The sequence below is a fragment of the Nitrospira sp. NS4 genome, assembly GCF_049546785.1.
GTDB lineage: Bacteria > Nitrospirota > Nitrospiria > Nitrospirales > Nitrospiraceae > Nitrospira_D.
Window position 1 is genome coordinate 65785 of record NZ_JBMWAN010000006.1, and the last position, 17382, is coordinate 83166.

At 58.8% G+C, this 17382-nt stretch carries 20 protein-coding genes; 12 read left to right on the top strand and 8 right to left on the bottom strand.

The features are described from left to right. Nucleotides 1–31: 31 nt before the first annotated feature. On the top strand, nucleotides 32–574 hold the full coding sequence (locus tag ACO9S2_RS16300) for an NUDIX hydrolase (protein WP_423723458.1): 543 nt from the start codon (nucleotides 32–34) through the stop codon (nucleotides 572–574). Between the two features lie 21 nt (nucleotides 575–595). Here the strand turns inward: ACO9S2_RS16300 and ACO9S2_RS16305 are convergent, their stop codons facing one another. The 3 genes from ACO9S2_RS16305 to ACO9S2_RS16315 all read right to left on the bottom strand — a co-directional run bounded on the left by ACO9S2_RS16305 (nucleotide 596) and on the right by ACO9S2_RS16315 (nucleotide 1466). Further along, entirely contained in the window at nucleotides 596–856 is a 261-nt protein-coding gene (locus tag ACO9S2_RS16305; protein WP_423723459.1) for a type II toxin-antitoxin system RelE family toxin, read from the bottom strand. A gap of 6 nt (nucleotides 857–862) precedes the next feature. Next, nucleotides 863–1066, bottom strand: coding sequence for a hypothetical protein (locus ACO9S2_RS16310; protein ID WP_423723460.1), 204 nt, complete (start codon nucleotides 1064–1066; stop codon nucleotides 863–865). Between the two features lie 73 nt (nucleotides 1067–1139). Beyond that, entirely contained in the window at nucleotides 1140–1466 is a 327-nt protein-coding gene (locus tag ACO9S2_RS16315; protein ID WP_423723461.1) for a PilZ domain-containing protein, read from the bottom strand. A gap of 163 nt (nucleotides 1467–1629) precedes the next feature. Between ACO9S2_RS16315 and ACO9S2_RS16320 the strand changes: the two genes are divergently transcribed. Further along, a complete protein-coding gene (locus ACO9S2_RS16320) occupies nucleotides 1630–2349 on the top strand; it encodes an SDR family NAD(P)-dependent oxidoreductase (protein WP_423723462.1) in 720 nt (239 codons plus the stop codon). 27 nt (nucleotides 2350–2376) lie between these two features. After that, entirely contained in the window at nucleotides 2377–2595 is a 219-nt protein-coding gene (locus ACO9S2_RS16325; protein WP_423723463.1) for a hypothetical protein, read from the top strand. A 19-nt stretch (nucleotides 2596–2614) separates the two neighbouring features. On the opposite strand, the gene ACO9S2_RS16330 is transcribed toward ACO9S2_RS16325, so the two are convergent. Continuing rightward, nucleotides 2615–3094 carry a hypothetical protein gene (locus tag ACO9S2_RS16330; RefSeq protein ID WP_423723464.1) on the bottom strand — a complete coding sequence of 160 codons (480 nt, stop codon included), beginning with the start codon at nucleotides 3092–3094 and terminating at the stop codon, nucleotides 2615–2617. A 182-nt stretch (nucleotides 3095–3276) separates the two neighbouring features. Between ACO9S2_RS16330 and ACO9S2_RS16335 the strand changes: the two genes are divergently transcribed. Genes ACO9S2_RS16335 through ACO9S2_RS16345 form a run of 3 tightly spaced genes read left to right on the top strand, consistent with a single transcriptional unit; the run spans nucleotide 3277 to nucleotide 5130 of the window. Then, on the top strand, nucleotides 3277–4005 hold the full coding sequence (locus ACO9S2_RS16335) for an A/G-specific adenine glycosylase (protein WP_423723465.1): 729 nt from the start codon (nucleotides 3277–3279) through the stop codon (nucleotides 4003–4005). Nucleotides 4006–4012: 7 nt separating this feature from the next. Beyond that, nucleotides 4013–4417: a (deoxy)nucleoside triphosphate pyrophosphohydrolase gene (locus tag ACO9S2_RS16340; protein WP_423723466.1), complete on the top strand. Its 405-nt coding sequence runs from the start codon at nucleotides 4013–4015 to the stop codon at nucleotides 4415–4417. Further along, nucleotides 4414–5130 carry a 3'-5' exonuclease gene (locus ACO9S2_RS16345; RefSeq protein ID WP_423723467.1) on the top strand — a complete coding sequence of 239 codons (717 nt, stop codon included), beginning with the start codon at nucleotides 4414–4416 and terminating at the stop codon, nucleotides 5128–5130. Before ACO9S2_RS16340 ends, ACO9S2_RS16345 begins: the two co-directional genes overlap by 4 nt. Before the next feature lie 10 nt (nucleotides 5131–5140). Here ACO9S2_RS16345 and ACO9S2_RS16350 read toward each other — a convergent pair whose 3' ends face one another. From ACO9S2_RS16350 to mtaB, 3 genes are all read right to left on the bottom strand, one after another. After that, nucleotides 5141–6031 (bottom strand): hypothetical protein, encoded by an 891-nt coding sequence (locus ACO9S2_RS16350; protein ID WP_423723468.1) that lies wholly within the window; start codon nucleotides 6029–6031, stop codon nucleotides 5141–5143. Between the two features lie 587 nt (nucleotides 6032–6618). Continuing rightward, nucleotides 6619–7950: a tRNA (N6-isopentenyl adenosine(37)-C2)-methylthiotransferase MiaB gene (gene miaB, locus ACO9S2_RS16355; protein WP_423723469.1), complete on the bottom strand. Its 1332-nt coding sequence runs from the start codon at nucleotides 7948–7950 to the stop codon at nucleotides 6619–6621. After that, the gene (gene mtaB, locus ACO9S2_RS16360; RefSeq protein WP_423723470.1) at nucleotides 7947–9302 is read right to left on the bottom strand and encodes a tRNA (N(6)-L-threonylcarbamoyladenosine(37)-C(2))-methylthiotransferase MtaB; all 1356 of its coding nucleotides are present in this window, start codon (nucleotides 9300–9302) and stop codon (nucleotides 7947–7949) included. Before mtaB ends, miaB begins: the two co-directional genes overlap by 4 nt. Nucleotides 9303–9482: 180 nt before the next feature. Between mtaB and ACO9S2_RS16365 the strand changes: the two genes are divergently transcribed. Beyond that, nucleotides 9483–9890, top strand: a complete 408-nt coding sequence (locus tag ACO9S2_RS16365) for a hypothetical protein (RefSeq protein WP_423723471.1) — start codon at nucleotides 9483–9485, stop codon at nucleotides 9888–9890. 152 nt (nucleotides 9891–10042) lie between these two features. Continuing rightward, nucleotides 10043–11326, top strand: a complete 1284-nt coding sequence (locus ACO9S2_RS16370) for an AmpG family muropeptide MFS transporter (protein ID WP_423723472.1) — start codon at nucleotides 10043–10045, stop codon at nucleotides 11324–11326. Here the strand turns inward: ACO9S2_RS16370 and ACO9S2_RS16375 are convergent. Continuing rightward, entirely contained in the window at nucleotides 11323–11613 is a 291-nt protein-coding gene (locus ACO9S2_RS16375; RefSeq protein WP_423723473.1) for a hypothetical protein, read from the bottom strand. The two genes, ACO9S2_RS16370 and ACO9S2_RS16375, sit on opposite strands and share 4 nt — an antisense overlap. Nucleotides 11614–11764: 151 nt before the next feature. Between ACO9S2_RS16375 and ACO9S2_RS16380 the strand changes: the two genes are divergently transcribed. From ACO9S2_RS16380 to ACO9S2_RS16395, 4 genes are all read left to right on the top strand, one after another. Then, nucleotides 11765–12136, top strand: a complete 372-nt coding sequence (locus tag ACO9S2_RS16380) for a DUF4359 domain-containing protein (protein WP_423723474.1) — start codon at nucleotides 11765–11767, stop codon at nucleotides 12134–12136. Between the two features lie 278 nt (nucleotides 12137–12414). Then, nucleotides 12415–15951: a vitamin B12-dependent ribonucleotide reductase gene (locus ACO9S2_RS16385; protein WP_423723475.1), complete on the top strand. Its 3537-nt coding sequence runs from the start codon at nucleotides 12415–12417 to the stop codon at nucleotides 15949–15951. A gap of 172 nt (nucleotides 15952–16123) precedes the next feature. Next, on the top strand, nucleotides 16124–16531 hold the full coding sequence (locus tag ACO9S2_RS16390) for a hypothetical protein (protein WP_423723476.1): 408 nt from the start codon (nucleotides 16124–16126) through the stop codon (nucleotides 16529–16531). Nucleotides 16532–16969: 438 nt separating this feature from the next. Next, nucleotides 16970–17380 carry an ACT domain-containing protein gene (locus ACO9S2_RS16395; protein WP_423723477.1) on the top strand — a complete coding sequence of 137 codons (411 nt, stop codon included), beginning with the start codon at nucleotides 16970–16972 and terminating at the stop codon, nucleotides 17378–17380. Nucleotides 17381–17382: the final 2 nt, after the last annotated feature.

Genomic DNA, 17382 nt, shown 5'->3' on the forward strand with positions numbered 1-17382 from the left:
TGCGCTTCACGCTTCACAAGGTACGCGTCCGATGAAATTCTGCAGCTCCTGCGGTGCGCCCGTCAGCCAGAAGATTCCTCCCGGCGACAACGTGCTGCGCTTTGTGTGCGAACATTGCCAGGCTATTCATTACCATAATCCGAAAATTGTCGCAGGCTGTATCCCGGAGTGGGGTGATGACATTCTCCTGTGCCGCCGCGCGATCGAGCCGCGCCTCGGGTTCTGGACCTTTCCCGCCGGTTTCATGGAGATCGGGGAGAGCACGGAGGAGGCGGCCGCTCGCGAGACGAAGGAAGAGGCTCAGGCGGATGTGGAGATCGTCTCGCTCTATGCGGTGCTCAGCATGCCGCATATCGGGCAGGTCTATATGGTGTTCCGCGGGCGGCTGACGGCCCCCGAGTTCGGCGCTGGGTCGGAAAGTCTCGAAGTGCGGTTGTTTCCCCGCCATGCGATCCCATGGGAAGAGATGGCGTTTCCCGTCGTGGCGAACGCCCTTCGCCGCTATGTCAAAGACGCGGAGGAAGGCCGGTTTTCGCTGCATCTTGGCAGCGTGGGCGACCGGATGCCTGAGTAACGTCCGCGAGCGGTGACCCGGTCAGCGAAGCGCCGAGCGCCGGATGATGGCGTGAATCTCCAGCAGCGATTCTTCCCGATCAATGGAATAGAAAATACGCCAGTCGCCGACGGCATATTTGGAGAGACCCGGCAGATCCGGCGACAGGGGTTCATGCCGGAGGTTCTCCACGTTGGATGCCACCCACTTGGTCTTGTCGAAAAGCCGCTGCGCCATCGACTGGTCGATGCGGGAGAGGTCGTGCAGGACCGGGGGACGGAAGGCGATGCGATACCAGGCCATCGAACGTCACCACCGGAGGCCGAGTTGCTCGGCCACTTCTTCTCCGGACAGTCGCTCCTTGCTTTGGAGCGACTCCTTGAGTCTGGCACGCAACGCTTCGCCGAGGGAGAGGCCGAGGTCGGGATCGCCGATCAGCTCCCGAATCCGGTCATCGACGAGACCCTGCACCAGGTCTTTCAACTGTTGGGGAGTCAACTCGGACAGGTTCATAGAGGAAGAGCATACGGAGGCTCTCCCCGGAAATGCAACCGGGGAGGACGGTGGAGTTCAGATTGGGGATTGGTTACTTGAAGCCCTGTCTTGGGCTGAGTTCCGCGATCAACCCCGACAGCCGCTCGAGTTGATCCGCGGAAATCTGTAGAAATTCGATGCCGATGCCATGGGAACCGGTCCAGCGCACGGTCGCATTGGAGATCGTAATCGGAGTGATGTTGCCCGGTAGTTGCAGGGTCACTTCCAATTGCATGCCGGTATAGGGCTTGATGGGACTTTCCACCCGGCAGCCTTTGAGCGACACGTCGCACAGTGAAGCCTTATGGCGTACCCGGTCCCGTTGCACTAGAATACCGGGCATCGACGTCGAATACCGGGGGAACTTTCTTGTGACCATTGCGTAAGGCTCCTGTGCGGGAGACGGGTCTGCGTTACGGATCTTCAGCCCGCCCTCGATCTTGTGTCTTGTCTCTGTAAGGCTAGTCGCCAGGGGCGGCGAAGTCAATAAAACCGCCGATTTGTGCAAGGGAACCCGTGATGACGGCAGGGAGGGACGGCTGATGAAGCGATTGATGCACAAAGTCGCAATTGTGACGGGCAGCAGCAGCGGGATCGGAAAAGCCATTGCCCTGCGGTTCGGAGAAGAAGGGGCGAAGGTCGTGGTGGCGGCCAGGCGGTTGGCGCTCTGTGAGGAGACGGTTCATCAGATACGTCAGCAGGGCGGCGAGGCGCTGGCGGTCCGGACCGACGTGACGGATGAACGGCAGGTGGAGGCCCTGATCCAGCGGGCGGTGACGGCCTACGGCCGGGTCGATATCCTGGTGAATAATGCGGGAATCTTCGGCGGGCGGCGGATTGCGGAGACGACGACGGCTGCGTTCGATGAGGTGCTCAACGTCAATCTGCGCGGGACGTTTTTTTGTTGCCGGGCCGGATTCCGGCAGATGACGGCGCAGGGTGGCGGCCTGATTCTCAATATGTCGAGTGTGGCAGGGGTGCAGGCCTGGGCGGGGACGGGCGCCTATAGCGCGTCGAAGCATGCGATCATGGCGTTGACCCGGTCGCTGGCTGAAGAAGGGAAGGCGCACCGCATTAAAGTGAGCGCGATTTGTCCGGCAGGCGTGGCCGAAGATCTGGTCGATGCGTCTCCCGAGGAAATCCTGCGCAGTGAAAAGATCAGCCCGTTCGATATTGCTGAAACGGCCCTGTATCTTGCGGCGCTCGGCACGTATGCGGTGGTCCATCAGATCGTGGTCGATCGTTTGGGGGCTGAGTGGTAAGGAACAAGGGTGTCGTAAGAGGGATGAGTGATGAAGCGTAAGCCGGGTGAACCGATCTATCTAGGAGGCCAGATGTTGGCCCTGGGGCTTGCGGTGGTCTGTTCCGTCGCGCTTCCGCAGCTCTATCATGTCCTCGTCAGTCCAATCAGTTTTGAAACGCGGGTATTGGCCGGGCTTTTTCTCGCCGTGCTCTCGGGAATTCTCTTGTATCGACTCTTTGCCGCCGCGGCCAAAAACGAACCGTAAGGTTGAGGCCTCTTCTATCCTATCGGTGATGTCTCCAAGGGCCATACAAGCGCGGGCCCCAATAGGGGCGGTAGTGGTACGGGGATCCATAGATCCAGGGGCGTCCGAGGTAGAGACCCAGTCCAACGGCAGGCGGGTAGATATAGGAGTAGACGTACGGGGTAGCCGGTATGATTGTGGGGGATGCTGAGAGTTGGCGCTGCAAGGCGGCAGCCTGGCGGTCGGCCTGCTGCTTGAGTTCTTGGACCGCACTCTCTTGAACTTGAAGTTTTTCTTTAAGTTTCGCGATCTCTTCTCGCTGGAGCTCAACGAAGGCATTCATGCAGCGGGTTTGAGCTTCGCCGCTATATGCAGAACATTCCCAGGGAACCGCTTGATCGTCGGCGTGTGCCGATACGGACCGGAGGAGCATAAGGGCTCCGATTGCTCCGGCGAGCAGGATGATCCGCAGAATACGGGATGTCTCCGGTAGCGCCATTGCTCTCGTATCACGACTCATGCTGTGCCTCCTTCCCGGCCTTGTCTATACGGTACCACGGGAACAGCATTTAGAATAGCCCGGTCTTCCCATCACGGCAACGCACTGGCCGCACTTGTGTTGAGGTAGGCTCATGAAGTCGTTTGATTTTAAGGCGGCGGGACTCCTACAATGCCGCATCATTCAGGTGCCACGGGAAGATTATGCGCTCCAGACCATCCAAGTCGTCGTTACGGAAGAAGAAGGCCTCCTCAACGTCTCCCGCTCTTCCTCCCGCCCTGAAGCGCCGGTTTCAGCAACGCCTGCTCAAGTGGTATGGGGAGCATGGCCGCGATCTCCCGTGGCGCAGGACCTCCGATCCCTATCACATCCTGGTGTCGGAAGTGATGCTGCAACAGACGCAGGTGGACCGGGTCATTCCCAAGTATCACGAATTTCTGGATCGCTATCCGAGTTTCGAGCACCTCGCCGACGCGCCGGTCGCCGATGTGAAGAAGACCTGGTATCCCCTGGGGTACAATATCAGGCCCGAGCGGTTGCATAGCATCGCCTGCGAAACGGTCGAGCGCTATGGCGGCCGGTTACCCAATGATGCCGAGGAGCTGTTGTCCTTTAAGGGGATCGGGAAGTACACGGCCGGCGCGATCCGGTCGTTTGCATTCAACGAAGATGCTCCGATTCTCGATACCAATGTCATTCGCGTGCTCCATCGCGTGTTCGTCGCCGAGGGTGATCCCAAGACCCTGAAGGCGCGTCTTTGGGAACTCTCGGAGGCCCTCATTCCGCGCGGGAAAGGTTATGACTTCAATCAGGCGATCATGGATTTCGGCGCGATGGTCTGTACGGCGAGGGATCCCTATTGTTTGCTGTGTCCCATGAAGTCGTTCTGCAGGACCTATCCCTTCGATCCGCAATCCCGCTCCCGTTCGTAGGTGTTCTATGACGGTCATTCAAGTCGCCGCCGGTCTGATCCATCGGGAGGGGCGGTATTTGATCGCCCGGCGGAGACCGGGCGTGCATCTTGGCGGGTTCTGGGAGTTTCCCGGCGGGAAACGTGAACCGGGGGAAACGCTGGAAGAGTGTTTGCAGCGGGAGTTGTTTGAAGAGTTGAATGTTCGGATCGACATCCCGATTCCCTACCAGATTGTCCGGCATGCCTATCCGGAGAAAATTGTCGAGCTGCATTTTTTCCACTGTACGATCGAGACGGGGGAAGCATCGCCGATAGAATGTACGGAACTCCGGTGGGTCTTTCCTGAAGAATTGTCGCAATTCCGGTTTCCCCCGGCGGACGAGGTCATTCTCGACGCGTTGCGGCGGGACGCAGGAGGAAGTCTGCCATGAAAGTGGTGCTCGATATCGAGACGGTCCAGGCTCCGAGAGAGGAGTGGGCGCGGTTATTGGGGAAACAGCCTCCGCCTGGCGAGGCCCCCCCGCTTCACGGGGATCTGGATCTCTTTGCCGCCGGGGCTGCGGAGGAGCAGCGGCATGCCGAAGACGAGCTCTATGCCAAGTCGGCCTTTGACGGGACCTTCAGCCGGATTGTGTGCATCGGCCTGCTCGAATTTTCCGATCAAATGGAAGCGCGCAGCGCGGTGGCCTGGTATGGCCCGAATGAGCGGGAGCTGCTGCGCCAGTTCTGGGCTCGCCTGGCGCAAGACCGGCCCGGGCTCTTTATCACCCACAACGGGTTAGGGTTCGACCTGCCGTTCATCAAGAAACGGTCGATCATTAACCAGGTCAAACCCAGTCTCGACATCAACCTGGCCAAGTTCCGGACGGAGCCGGTGTACGACACGATGGCAATCTGGAGCAACTGGGATACTCGCGGGTGGGTCAAGCTGGATGTGTTGGCCAGAGCGCTCAACGTGGAGACGAAATCAGGAAGCGGGGAACAGGTGGCGGCAATGTGGGAGCGGGGGCAGGGGCTTGAGCTGGCTCGCTATTGCCTCCAGGATACGTACGTGACCTATGCCTGCTATTGCCGGATGAATTTCAGGCAGCCCCTCTCCAGCGACGTCGTGTTGCTTCAGCCGGAATTACTGGAAGTGCTGTAAGGTCTGATGGCTAGCGGGCGGGCTGCAGCTCCGCCCCGGGCTTCGGCTTAGCCTTGGGGGCGGCCGTGGATGTGATTGTGCCGGCCTTGAGGGCATTCACCTGGGCGGTCTTCTCTCTCAACTTCTCTTTCAGCCAGTTGTTTTCTTTTCGAAGTAGACTCATTTCTGATTCTTTGAGGGCGGCGGTCTCTTTCGCCCGGCGGAGATCCTCCGTCTGTTTCAGCAGGAATTCGTCCGCTGTCAGCGCAGCCGATTCCGCTTCCACCGGTTTATCCGGCGTCGATGCAGGGGGGGCGGATACAACTGCGGCCTTCGCCAGGGCGGCGTAGTCGATCGCGACGGACTTCGCGCCCCGCGCCCCGTGAGCAGCAGAGGGGAGGGCCGCTTCGATGCGGGCCACAGAGCGCGGCAGAAACCCTGCGGTTTTGGCCGTGTTCCTGGAGGAGGTAATGGTGATATGGACGGCCCCTTCGCGCACATAGAGGGTGCCCGCGGTGGGTTCAGCGCCTGACCCTGCCGATGGGGACACACGGAAACCGATCATCTGCTCCGGTTTCGACTGCGATAATCCCTGGGCTAGCAGGGGAGCAAGAAACTCGGCGTCCTCATCGCTGAATACTCTCATCGGCTTGCTGCCACTCGCGGGCAATTTGGTCGAGTCCGTAGAGGTTTCGTCGGTCACGAGGCCTTTGACAACTTTCAACATGGTCTGCTGATCGATCACAGTCGGATGGTCGGCCTGAAAAGACCGGTCCGACAGGTTTTCCAGGTAGATCGACCCTTTCCCCGTTCGAGAAAGGTTCTGGGTGTTGGAGGAGGCTGCGCATCCTGATGCCAGGATGGCGCATGACAGCAGGATTGCCGGAAAGAGGCCGTTGCGGGCGGAGATCTTGACGGACACGGGAGAACTCCTTTCCGCAGGGGAGCGGGAGGTCGCGGTCGCCTGGGCGGCAGTATGAATTGTCAGATCGGCGGAGTTACCAGATGCCCAGGCCCATGAGCACCATGCCCATGGCGAGCCATCCGAATACGCCTGCCGAAATCATCGTTTCGAGTGTCATACGCGAATCCGATTGGTTTGAGTTGTTGGAAGAAGAGTCCTTCATAAGTAGTTTTCAGAAATAGCAAAGGTCATGCCGGTAAGATTCATGGTGGAAATTGCGGCGTGAAAATTCATGGGGATGGGAATGGACAAGGGGAAACCCTGTATCCAGGCGACCGGGCAACATCAGGCACTGACCATTCTGTTTTAATAATTTCCACTACTTGGATGTATCAACGACCTGTGAATGGTGCCGGGATCGGTTGGAGCCTTATTTATAAGACCATGTTCCGGAACATTCAGACGGTGGATTTCTCGAACGGTACGTGTCGAGAGTTTGACGCAGAAGCGTCAGAAAATGTTCAACCTGAAGGCTCAGCTGTGCAGGAATGTTCCGGCGCGGTGGGAAATATCATCCCGGACCGGCCGGCAACCGTCTGACCGCACTATTCCCCGAATAAGGCGGCAGTTGAGGCGCCGGTGATCAATCGGGTGGTGAACATGCCTGGCTGGAGCGCGTCGGTTCCCTTGTCCCAGATGACGGTGATGTTGCCGTCGGTGCGCCCCATCCATTGTTCAGGCGAGCGCGTGGCGTCGCGCTCGACGAGGACGGAGACGTTCCGTCCGATATATTCCCGGTTCCGGGCGGCGCCGATTTCCCGTTGAAGATCAACCAGCCGCTGTACCCGGATGCTCTTCACTTCCTCTGCCACATCGTCGGGATACTTGCGTGCCGCAATCGTATTCTTCCGTTCGGAATAGGCGAACACATAGGCGGAATGGAACCGGACCTGCTCGACCAGCCGGTAGGTCTGGTCGTAATCCGCGTCCGTTTCCGTGCAGAAGCCGCAGATGATATCGCTGGTCAGTACAATCTCGGGTACAACCTGACGGATCTGATCGACGAGCCTGCGATATTCGTCCGCCGTATAAGATCGGCCCATGAGATCCAGTATGCGGTCGCTGCCGGCTTGAAGCGGCAGGTGAATATGCTTGCAGATTTTCGGATGGCCGGCGATGGCCTCCAGCAGTGGACGGGGAAAATCCTTCGGATGGGGCGAGGTAAAGCGGACCCGTTCGATGCCCGGCGTATCAGCTACGGCTGAGATGAGTCTGGCGAAGTCCCAATCGTCCGACCGGTAGGAGTTGACGTTCTGCCCGAGCAGCGTGATCTGCTTGTATCCCAGCGCCGCCGCTTGTCGCGCCTCGGCCAACACCCCCTGCGGGTCGCGCGACCGTTCGCGTCCCCTGGTGTAAGGGACGACGCAGAAGCTGCAGAAGTTGTCGCAGCCGCGCATCACGGTGATCCAGGCATTGATCCCGTCCTCACGATCCGGCATGACTCCTTCGTACGTTTCATATTCCGACAGGTCGAGCGCGAAGGCTTTCTTGGAAAACCCCTGTTCCTGAGCCTGGAGGGCGTTGGAGATCAGCATGGGCAGCTGCCGGTAGGCATCGGGGCCGGCCAGCACGTCGATCAAGGGAACCTTCTTGGTCAGCTCGTCTTTCAGGCTTTGCGCCATGCAGCCGAGGACACCGACGACGAGGGGCCGCTCCTTCTTGATCGCATGCAACTCTCCGAGGTGGCCGTAGACCTTATTGTGCGCGTTCTCCCGGATTGCGCAGGTATTCATCAGCATCACATCGGCCCGCTCGCGATCGTCGGTGAATCCGTAGCCTTCGCGTTTGAGGAGCGAGCGGACCAGCTCGCTGTCCGACTCGTTCATCTGACAGCCGAAGGTCTCGATATGGACCAGAGGAGGCGTGGCTTTGTTCATGATGACAGGACCGGCAACGTCGCCGTGCGCGAAGCATGAGGGGTGATATGGCCGATGGCCCGGCGTTCGCTGGCGGCCGTGATGGTGACCTGGTGCACCTGATTCGTCATGTCAGTAGTCGAAGGCACGGCGACTTTCAGGAAGTTCCCCGTGGTTCCCGCACAATAGCCCTCCTGAAGGCCGGATTCAAACAGGACGGGGACCGTTCGTCCGATGTGTCGGTCATGAAAGGCGAGCCGTTTGGCCTGGGAGCGTGCCATCAAGATGGCCGTGCGCCGTTTCACCAATGCCGGATCCACCGGACGGGCGAGCTTGACCGCCGCGGTTCCCGGGCGAGGGGAATAGGGGAAGACATGAAAATAGGCGAAGGGAAGATCGGTTGCCACCTGAAGCGTCCTGTCGAACGCTTCGTCATCTTCCCCGGGAAAGCCCACCATGATGTCCGTGCCGAGTCCCAGGTTGGGAACCTTGCGCAAGGCCCGCTCGATCAGGTCCCGATATTCGCCTGCCGAATAGGACCGGTTCATTGCAGCCAGGATACCGTCGTCTCCGCTCTGGAGAGGAATGTGGAGATAGGGGCACAGTTTCGGGGAGGAGGCCATGAGATCGAGCAGTTCGTCCGTCACCGTGGTCGGTTCAATGGAGGACATGCGGATGCGCTCAAGGCCGGCTATCTGTTCCAGCCGTCGGATCACGGCACAGAGATCAGCTCCGTCCTGCCGGTACTGCCCGATGTTCACGCCGGTCAGCATGATTTCCCGATAGCTCTGCGCGGCAAGTTGTTCGGCCTCGCGCAGCAGGTCGGCCAGCACCCGGCTGCGCTCCTGCCCGCGGGCAAAGGGAATGATGCAGAAGCTGCACATCGTACTGCAGCCGTCCTGAATCTTGAGCGGGGCGCGGGTGGAGTCCGGCTGGGCATATAGATCCAGTTCAAAGTCATCCCGCGCAATCGCTTTCGTACGATGCACCTCGGGCGTGGTGCGTTTCTGGAGCCGATCGCTCGGCGGGAGGTAGCTGGGAAGGTCCAGCTTATATTGATTGCCAACGATCAGGTCGATCCCCGCTTGTTTCTTGAGCCCGTCCGGTCCCGTCTGCGCATAGCAGCCGGTCACGGCGATGAAGGCGTGGGGGGAATGTTTCAACGTTTTCCGGATGACATAGCGCGACGTCCGCTCGGCGTCTTCTGTCACGGAGCAGGTATTCAGCACCAGCAAATCGGTCGGCTGGCCAAACTCCACCAGCCGGTAGCCGTCCCGACGCAGCCGTTCCCCCAGCATCGAGGTTTCGGCCTGATTGAGCCGGCAGCCGAGCGTGTGCAGCGAGGCGCGCGGTTGTGAGGTTCTTGTCATCATCCCGCGCCATTATAGGGGAGCATTTGCACGGCGGGCAAGGTAGGGGCGGAGCAGGAGAAGGCGCTGGAAAAGGCCGGATCTCAAGGCGACGATGAATCTATCTATTTGGTTGGGGACGATGTCGGATTGACAGTACCCGGTTTGCTCGATAGAGTGACCCACCTTGCAGGAGGTGCCAGGATGATCACACGCTCGACCTGGATGCTGACCGTATTGTTTCTCACATTGCTGATGGTTCCAGGCCACACGTCGTCCCGCGAGACTCTGCCGGTTGAACCGGACCTCACGACCCGCCTCGACGAACTCTATGACCACGAAGCGCGTTTGTTTCTCATGCTCTACTCTTTAAAAGGGGACGGCCAGGTGGACTATGTGACGGGCCGGTCCGTGCAGGAGTATGCCCGGAGCAATTACGGCAATCCAATCTACAAGACGGATGAGTACCCGCTCTTCTATTGGTGGAACCACACCATGTGGAATGACCCTGAAGAAGATGGGGTGAACGGCAACGAGCGGGTGTATCAGGAGGGTGTCGACTTCGACATCTTGCGCTATAAACCCTGCGTGTTTAACGGTCAACCCTGTTAGTTCCTCGCCTCTCGGCGTTTGATCGGACTTCCGCTGACGCACCGCGCCAGGTGTTTTTCAACCTGATTCGAGATTCTACTGCGATAGTTTTCTGGTTCGGTGCTATTCTACGGAACGATCCGCTCATTCCTTGTTGACGAACGATAGTGCCTATGAATCTTTTCGCACTGTTCCCGAAAGCCTTATTGAACCGCCGCCTGGCGGTGATGTTTCCGCTCGGGTTTCTCTCGGGCCTCCCGCTGGCGCTCACGGCTGGGACGCTGCAGGCCTGGTTGACGGTGGAAGGGGTGGATCTCAAGACGATCGGCATTTTTACGCTCGTCGGCCTGCCGTACACGCTCAAGTTTCTCTGGGCTCCCGTAATAGACCGGCTCGTGCCGCCCTGGCTGGGGCGTCGCCGTGGATGGATGCTAGTGACGCAATTGTGTGTAACGCTCGGTTTAGTTCTGATGGCCTCCACGAGTCCGAGGCATCAACCGGAATTGCTGGCCGCCTTTGCGCTGCTCGTGGCGTTTCTCTCGGCCTCACTCGATATCGTGTTCGATGCCTACCGGACCGATACGCTTGAGGCGCAGGAGCGGGGTTTTGGCGCGGCCATCTGGGTGAACGGCTATCGGATCGCATTGCTCGTGGCCGGAGCCGGTGCCCTCGTGGTGGCCGATGTGGTCGGGTGGCAGATGACGTATCTGCTGTTGGCCGCGATCATGCTGGCCGGCACGATCACGATCTTCATGAGCCCTGAGCCGGGGCGGATCGCCGCGGCTCCCCGGACCATAGCGGAGGCGGTCGGGGCGCCGCTCAAGGAATTTTTCTCGCGCCCCCATGCGCTCGGGTTTCTCGGCGTGATTGTGCTGTATAAGCTGGGGGATGCCTTTGCCTCGGCCCTGCAGACAGCCTTCCTGATCGGCGAACTGGGCTTTTCATCCGGAGAGGTCGGCTATGTGAAGGGGCTGGGGATTCTGGCGACGCTCCTGGGTGCGCTCGGGGGTGGCCTCCTGATGGCGCGGGTCGGATTGGTTCAGTCGCTGCTGACGTTCGGGGTCTTGCAGGCGATTTCAAATTTAGGGTTTGTGTTACTGGCCTGGGCGGGAAAGAGTTCGGCTCTGCTGGTGATGGCGGTCTTGATTGAAAATGTCACCGGCGGGATGGGCACTGCGGCATTTGTCGCGCTGGTGATGTCGCTCTGCGATCCGCGCTATACGGCGACGCAGTTTGCGCTGCTTTCCTCGCTGGAAGCGCTCGGGCGGGTGTTTGCCGGGCGTCCCTCGGCTGATCTCGTCGCCATCGTCGGATGGGCGCAGTTCTTCCTCTTGACCTTCCTGGTGGCGTTGCCGGGCCTCTGGGCGGTCTGGCGGGTGCGGGAGCGGATCAGCCTCGGCCAGCCGAGCTCTGTCGCCCTGTCAGACCTGCCGGCTCAGCCGGCCGGCACCCGCTAGGAGAGACGGCGCTGAAGAAAGAGAACAAACAGCATAAGGGTCGGGAGCGGAGCGAAGAGAAAGGGAAGCAGCCAGAGCCAGACATTCTTCCCGCGAACCCGCGCCTGATCGATCATCCAGACGAAGACCCAGATGATGAGGCCGGCATAGTTCAGCGCCATCCACCTGGTCGTATGGATCTTGAGGCCGCTGGCGTCGTCCGGTGATCCCTGGAAGAGGAAGAGCATCAGCAACAGGACAAATCCTCCCAATAATCCGGCGACCAGGCGCTTGCTCCAGACGAACATGGCATCCTCCGTGATGAGCTGTCGGTGGGTGTGGGAATTGAAGTAGTCTACTCGTGGGGGCTAGGCTAATGAGCTGGTCCTGGTTTGTCAAACCAAGGCAGGACAGTGCCGCGCGGCCGGACGCCGGTTTTTTCCGGGAGGTACAGCTCTCATGAGTCTTTTACGGCTATCGCTTGTTGTCGTCATTCTGGCAGGGGCCGTGGCGCTGGCGTTCTCGAATCCCACCATGAGTGACTATCTCCAATTTGTGCAGCATGAGCTGGACAAGGCGATGAGCCGGATGGATCAGGCGGCCTCTACCAGGGAACAGCAGTTTATCCGCCAGGTGTTCGCGAGCCAGAGCAAGAAAATTCTTCAGGACGTTGTTCTGCCGCATACCAGGAGGCAGAATTGGGGGCTGGCCAGCCGTTATGAAACCACCGTCATGGACACCAGGGTGGTCGTGCTCGGCGTTGCGGGGCGGTTCATTCCCATTGAAGGCGTTGAAGAAGCCACTGTTAAAATAGGCCGATTGGCCTTCTAGCGGCAGCGTTCAGGTAAAGTCCTCCTCTCTCCTGTGGATAACCTTCCCGGAATCCGCATAAACCGGCACCCGGAGCCGGTCTTGCGTTATCCCCAGGTTTTCCTCTTATTCCCCAGGCAATCCACAACATTTTGTGTTGACAAAAATTACCAATAGCTATATGTAGTCGTTCCTCGAATATATTCGTCACTTATTCACGTTCGTATTGATCAAACTATGAGCCGATATATGTCATCACGTTGTCTGGCGCCTCGAGCCTCTTTCAAAGGAGGGGGATTGTGAGAATTGAGCGGAGATTTACCCGTCGTGGTCAGGGTCCCTACGAGGGTCTCACGTTCGTCAAACGGTCGTCGGAGATTCGGAATCCCGACGGTTCCACGGTCTTTAAGCTGGACAATATCGATGTGCCGGAGCAGTGGTCCCAGTTGGCCATTGATATCCTGGCCCAGAAGTATTTCCGCAAGGCCGGGATTCCTCAGGTCGATCAGGCCGGACAGCCTCTCACCGATTCGGCCGGCAAGCCGGTGCTCGGCGGGGAGCGCGACGCGCGCCAGGTGTTTGAGCGATTGGCCGGTTGCTGGACCCATTGGGGGAAGGCCTACGGCTACTTCAAGACGCCGGAAGACAGCGACGCCTTTCACGACGAGATTTCCTACATGCTCGCCCGGCAGATGGCCGCGCCGAATTCTCCGCAGTGGTTCAATACGGGGCTGCACTATGCCTACGGATTGTCCGGTCCGGCGCAAGGACATTATTACGTCGATCCCCAAAGCTGCAAAGTGGTGAAGGCGACCAATGCCTTTGAGCACCCCCAGCCGCACGCCTGCTTTATCCAGTCGGTGGAAGACGACCTGGTGAACGACAACGGCATCATGGATCTGTGGGTTCGCGAAGCCCGCCTGTTCAAATATGGGTCGGGAACGGGGACCAATTTCTCCCGCTTGCGCGGCGACGGGGAGAAGCTGTCCGGTGGCGGACGGTCGTCCGGCCTGATGTCGTTTCTAAAAATCGGCGACCGGGCGGCGGGGGCGATCAAGTCCGGCGGGACGACGCGGCGCGCCGCGAAGATGGTCTGTCTGGACTTGGACCATCCGGACATCGAAGAATTTATCGAATGGAAAGTCGTTGAAGAGCAAAAAGTCGCGGCCATGGTCACGGGCTCCAAGATATGCGCCCAGCGCCTGAATGCGGTGTTGAAGGCCTGCCATGTCGTCTCCGGCGACGGTCAGACGAAGGTTGACATCGATCCGAAGAACAATCCCCTGTTGCGCGAGGCACTGGCTGCGGCCCGGCGCGATATGGTGCCCGAGGCCTATGTGCAGCGCATGTATTCCTATGCCCAGCAGGGGTTCACGCACTTCGTCTTCCATGAGTACGACACGAACTGGGACGGCAAAGCCTATCAGACGGTGTCGGGGCAGAATTCCAACAACAGCGTGCGCATCCCGAACGAATTCTTCCGCGCCCTGGAGAACGACGCGGATTGGCACCTGACGCGGCGCAACGACGGCAAAGTGTGCAAGACGGTGAAGGCGCGCGATCTGTGGGACCGGATTGCCTGGGCGGCCTGGATCTGCGCGGACCCCGGCACCCAGTACGACACGACCATCAATGAATGGCATACCTGTCCGGAAGACGGCCGGATCAATGCGTCGAATCCCTGTTCGGAATACATGTTCCTGGACGATACGGCGTGCAATCTGGCCTCGCTGAATCTGGCGCTCTTTTATACGGCCGACGGCCAGTTTGCCCTGGAAGATTTCCGCCATGCCGTCCGGCTGTGGACGATTGTGCTGGAAATCAGTGTCTTGATGGCCTCCTTCCCCAGCCAGTCGATTGCGGAGAAGAGCTACGAGTTCCGCACGCTCGGGTTGGGCTATGCCAATCTGGGCACTGTGTTGATGCGGCAGGGGATTCCCTACGATTCACCGAAGGCCTTGTCCATTTGCAGCGCGATTACCGCGATCATGACCGGCGAGTCCTATGGCGCGTCGGCTGAAATGGCGGCGGAACTCAAGCCGTTCCCGGGCTATGCCAAGAATCGCGAGCACATGTTGCGCGTTATTCGTAACCATCGCCGGGCGGCGTACAACGCGGCTCCTGAAGAATATGAAGGGCTGACGATCGTTCCCATGGCGATTCAGCCGGAGCATTGTCCGCCGGATCTCCTCATTGCCGCGCGCCGGGCCTGGGATCGCGCCCTGGAACTCGGCAGCGCCTACGGCTATCGGAACGCCCAGGTGACGGTGATCGCGCCGACCGGCACGATCGGCTTGGTAATGGATTGCGACACGACCGGGATCGAGCCGGATTTTTCGCTGGTGAAGTTCAAGAAGCTGGCCGGCGGCGGATACTTCAAGATCATCAATCAGAGTATTCCGGCGGCCTTAACGACGCTGGGCTATTCTGAAACGCAGATCCAGGAGATTGTCCGTTATTGTGTCGGCGCGCAGACCCTCAAGGGAGCGCCCTTTATCAATCACGAGGTGCTGCGGCAAAAAGGGTTTGACGATGCGACCCTTGACCGTCTCGAGAGCGGGTTGGCGCAGGCGTTCGAGATTCAATTCGCCTTCAATAAATTTTCCCTCGGTGAAGCCTTCTGCCTTGAGAAATTGCATCTGACGGAAGCCCAGCTGGCCGAGCCCAACTTCAATATGCTGAAGGCGTTGGGCTTCACCCAGGAGGAAATCGCCGCAGCGAACGACTACTGTTGCGGGACGATGACGGTGGAAGGGGCTCCGCATTTGAAAGCGGAGCATTTACCGGTCTTCGATTGTGCCAACCGGTGCGGCCGTATCGGCCAACGGTATATTGCCGTCGATGCCCATATCCGGATGATGGCGGCAGCCCAGCCGTTCATCAGCGGTGCGATCAGCAAGACCATCAACATGCCGGCTGAGTCGACCCTGGATGACGTCAAGTCGGCCTATCTCTTGTCGTGGAAGAGCATGGTCAAGGCCGTGGCCTTGTACCGGGACGGTTCGAAGTTGAGCCAGCCGCTCAGTTCCTCGAGCGACGGAGAAAAAACCGTCGAGATGACGACGGATGCGGTGGCGGCAGCGGCCGAAAAGATCACCGAACGTGTCCTGGTCCGGTATCTGGCTAAACGAAGGCCCTTGCCGGGAAGGCGGAACGGCTATACGCAAAAAGCGATTGTCGGAGGGCATAAGCTCTATCTGCGAACCGGCGAATACGAGGACGGAACCCTTGGCGAAATTTTTCTGGATATGCATAAGGAAGGGGCAGCCTTCCGGAGCTTGATGAACTGTTTTGCCATTGCCATCTCGTTGGGATTGCAGCACGGCGTGCCGTTGGAAGAGTTTGTGGAAGCGTTCGTCTTCACAAGATTTGAACCCAATGGACCGGTAAAGTTAAACGATCGGATTAAGATGTCCACGTCGATTATCGATTACATCTTCCGTGAACTTGCCGTGACGTATCTGGAGCGGTACGACCTGGCTCAGGTGAAGGACGATGACCTGCGCATGGATTCCATGAAGAAGGACGAGCAGGATCCCGAGTGTGTGGATGAGGAAGCCGATCTCGAGGCGTTGGCCAAATCATCGGTGAGCATCGAACATCTGCCGACCCGCCGGAACGGCGCCAAGGGTAATGGCCATGGGAACGGTCATGGCCATAGCGTGGCCAGAAAAGTGGAAATTCTACGCGAGACCTTGACCCTGACCGAGGTGCAGAGCGCCAAGGTGAAGGGCTATGAAGGCGATCCTTGCCCTGAGTGCAAACAGTTTACGATGGTCCGGAACGGCACCTGCCTCAAGTGTGTCAGTTGCGGGGCGACGAACGGGTGTTCATAATACAAAACGTTGCAGTTACCGGTTATCGCGTGGATGGCAACAGACCTTCTTAGACTGGAAAGAGGGAACCAGTACACCCGCATCAATGAAGCGTATGTCGGGATCGAATACTCTCTGTACGTCGACAGACTATAAGTCCCCTGAAAAGTGCGGGGGGCTATAGGAGGTTCGTATGAGTACCATTCTTCGAGAAAGCCGGATAGAAACCGTTCATGACCAGATCGTAAGCGAGGTGGCGCAGCGGTGGGCCAAGGCGTTTCAATGCAGGGTGACGATCAAGACCGGGCCCGACCACAATTCGTGGGATGATGCTCCCCAGGAATCGGATATCGTCGGCTGGGACTTCAGTCCGCGAGGCAATCGTCTCTTATGGTCGGCCGAAGTTGAAACGGAGGATTCACTTTCTGACCCGGATACGCACAGAAAGTGGCGGTGCGCTGCGGTCCCCGGCATTCCAATATATCTTCTGATTCCACGCGGCACTCGTGCGCTGGCAGAGAAGATGGCCGCCTCGGCTGATTTTCGATTCAGCAGTATCTACGAATACGGATTTGTGAACGGCGTCGTTCAGATTCTGTAAGGGATATTATTCGCAGGATGAGCCCTCACGATCCGCTGCTTCAAGGCCGGATCTCTTCCTGATAGTATGATGGTTATGGGTCGTCTCGCACCGGCTGAATGATGTTCGGATTCTCTGGGATCGTACCCGTTCGACAGCTATGATAGGGAGAGGCGGAGATGAATGATTGGAAGTCCGGGCGGTTCTGCCGTCAGGCGCGGAGCTGGTCCTTGAGAGGGGCCACGACCGGATTCCGGTCCCCATTCAGTTCAACGGGCCGGCATTATATGGATATGGGAAGAATCGGGCGCTGCCCCGGTATCAAACATCTCTGCAAGTCCTGGTCTCCGTTGAAGAAGTCGCAGTGGGATGAGCGGGAAAGCTGATTGTTTCTGATGTGTTCCCGCTAGAGCACGCGGGCCCCCTTCGATAGCGCAAATTCAGCTTGGAGTACGACCTATGCCGACAACAACTCAATTGGTCATCAGCGGTCAGAGCAAGCCGGGTGTGATTGCCCGAGTCGCTTCTGTCTTGGGTGAAGCCGGAGTCAATATCAAAGCCTTCTCTGCTCCCGAGGTGACAGGAACGGGGAAGCTCCGCCTGCTGGTCGCAGATATCGATGGGGCCAGAGCGGCTCTCAAAGCAGCCAAGATCCGGTTCGGTGAAGAGACCGCCCTGATTTTGAGCCTGGAAAACAAACCGGGCGCCCTGATGGATGTCGCCGATCTGCTGACGAAAAACCGGATCAACATCAAATGCGGGTACTGCACTCCCTCACGGGAGGGAAAACGTGCCATTGTCGTCTTGACGGTATCCAATACGGCCAAAGCCCTGGCCGTCTTGCGCGATGAGTCACTCGACGAGTTCTGATC

Coding starts and splice junctions, on each gene's coding strand:
- ACO9S2_RS16345 (WP_423723467.1), top strand. CDS start 4,414: ATGAAAGTGGTGCTCGATATCGAGACGGTCCAGGCTCCGAGAGAGGAG.
- ACO9S2_RS16365 (WP_423723471.1), top strand. CDS start 9,483: ATGATCACACGCTCGACCTGGATGCTGACCGTATTGTTTCTCACATTG.
- ACO9S2_RS16335 (WP_423723465.1), top strand. CDS start 3,277: ATGCGCTCCAGACCATCCAAGTCGTCGTTACGGAAGAAGAAGGCCTCC.
- ACO9S2_RS16370 (WP_423723472.1), top strand. CDS start 10,043: ATGAATCTTTTCGCACTGTTCCCGAAAGCCTTATTGAACCGCCGCCTG.
- ACO9S2_RS16380 (WP_423723474.1), top strand. CDS start 11,765: ATGAGTCTTTTACGGCTATCGCTTGTTGTCGTCATTCTGGCAGGGGCC.
- ACO9S2_RS16305 (WP_423723459.1), bottom strand. CDS start 856: ATGGCCTGGTATCGCATCGCCTTCCGTCCCCCGGTCCTGCACGACCTC.
- ACO9S2_RS16320 (WP_423723462.1), top strand. CDS start 1,630: ATGAAGCGATTGATGCACAAAGTCGCAATTGTGACGGGCAGCAGCAGC.
- ACO9S2_RS16375 (WP_423723473.1), bottom strand. CDS start 11,613: ATGTTCGTCTGGAGCAAGCGCCTGGTCGCCGGATTATTGGGAGGATTT.
- ACO9S2_RS16395 (WP_423723477.1), top strand. CDS start 16,970: ATGCCGACAACAACTCAATTGGTCATCAGCGGTCAGAGCAAGCCGGGT.
- ACO9S2_RS16300 (WP_423723458.1), top strand. CDS start 32: ATGAAATTCTGCAGCTCCTGCGGTGCGCCCGTCAGCCAGAAGATTCCT.
- ACO9S2_RS16390 (WP_423723476.1), top strand. CDS start 16,124: ATGAGTACCATTCTTCGAGAAAGCCGGATAGAAACCGTTCATGACCAG.
- ACO9S2_RS16340 (WP_423723466.1), top strand. CDS start 4,013: ATGACGGTCATTCAAGTCGCCGCCGGTCTGATCCATCGGGAGGGGCGG.
- ACO9S2_RS16315 (WP_423723461.1), bottom strand. CDS start 1,466: ATGGTCACAAGAAAGTTCCCCCGGTATTCGACGTCGATGCCCGGTATT.
- ACO9S2_RS16330 (WP_423723464.1), bottom strand. CDS start 3,094: ATGAGTCGTGATACGAGAGCAATGGCGCTACCGGAGACATCCCGTATT.
- miaB (WP_423723469.1), bottom strand. CDS start 7,950: ATGAACAAAGCCACGCCTCCTCTGGTCCATATCGAGACCTTCGGCTGT.
- mtaB (WP_423723470.1), bottom strand. CDS start 9,302: ATGATGACAAGAACCTCACAACCGCGCGCCTCGCTGCACACGCTCGGC.
- ACO9S2_RS16310 (WP_423723460.1), bottom strand. CDS start 1,066: ATGAACCTGTCCGAGTTGACTCCCCAACAGTTGAAAGACCTGGTGCAG.